This window comes from Streptomyces sp. NPDC005574, from assembly GCF_040605435.1.
Classification (GTDB): Bacteria; Actinomycetota; Actinomycetes; order Streptomycetales; family Streptomycetaceae; genus Streptomyces.
Window position 1 is genome coordinate 1 of the sequence record NZ_JBEXCW010000348.1, and the last position, 1,146, is coordinate 1,146.

At 70.7% G+C, this 1,146-nt stretch carries 1 protein-coding gene; it reads right to left on the reverse strand.

All coding sequences use genetic code 11. From position 1 onward, the window contains the following. Positions 1 to 263 precede the first annotated feature (263 nt). A complete protein-coding gene (locus tag ABZT03_RS44655) occupies positions 264 to 1,085 on the reverse strand; it encodes a hypothetical protein (protein WP_356050088.1) in 822 nt (273 codons plus the stop codon). Positions 1,086 to 1,146 lie beyond the last annotated feature (61 nt).

Sequence of the window (1,146 nt, forward strand, 5' to 3'; positions counted from 1 at the left end):
GACTCGTCCGATCCGCCCGGCCCGAGAGCCCGAGGCCGAGCCCCGGGCCAGACTTCCACATCACGGACTTACACGATCTTTCAGACACGCTCCCCCCGCCTGTGCAAGGTCGGTGCGACGGCGCAGGGAGTTGCGTCGCCATCGCCACAGCAGGTTGTGCGGGAGTTCTTCGGGAGGGTGTGCCGGGGGTGTGGCGCGGGCCACGGTGTCTCTCCTTCCGTATGAGCGTGGCAGCATCGCTGGGCGCTTGCCGAGGTGGTGGGTCAGCGAGGCTGCGTGGTGGTGGAGGGGTGGGCGTGGGCGGCTTGGAGGAGCTTTGCTGCGCCGCGGACTGCGGCGGTGTGGGGAGAGGGGACGGGCTGGACGGGGGCGTGCAGCTGGCCGGTGAGGCCGTAGGTGATGTCGGGTCGTAGCGCGCCCCCGCCGGCGAGGAGCGCGCCCCGTTGGAGGGCGTCGAGCGTCTGGGAGGTGTGGTCCTGGTCCAGCATGGCGGTCACCATGGCGACGACCGCGTCGGTGATCTGCGCGGGCGGGGTGAGGCTGTCCAGGTCGCTGGTGCCCAGGGCGGTGTGGCGGGCGTCGGTCACCGCGCCGTCGGTGAGGAGCGTGACCTCGGTGAGGTGTGCGCCGATGTCGACGACGAGCAGGGGATGGGTCAGGTCGGCGTCTGCGGCCATCGCCACAGCGCGAGCGGTGGGGACGGTCAGCACGGTGCGCGGGCGCAGGACATCCACTGCGGTGCGGGCTTCGGCCCGGTAAGTGACTCCGCCCAGGACGGGGGCGGTCAGGATGAGCAGAGGGCGGCCGAAGCGGGGCAGGCGGTTGCCGAGCAACCGGTCCAGCATCCGGGCCGTTCCGAGGGTGTCGACGATCGCTCCGCGCTGAATGGGATACATGGCACCGGTGCCCGGGAAGGTCACTGTGGGCACGTCGAGGATCATGCGCCGCCCGGACGTCCAGACTCGGGTGCGGGCGCTGCCGAGATCGAGGGCGATGCCCGTGCATTGTCGGCACCAGGGCCACGAGCGGTGCCGGGCGGCCAAGGGACTAGTACTGCAACGGTGCTTGCCGTGACTGCTGGCCAGCTCGTTCGTTGGTGTGGTTATGGGTGGGGACCTTGCTGAAGTCAGGTTGTGGGCCGGGGAG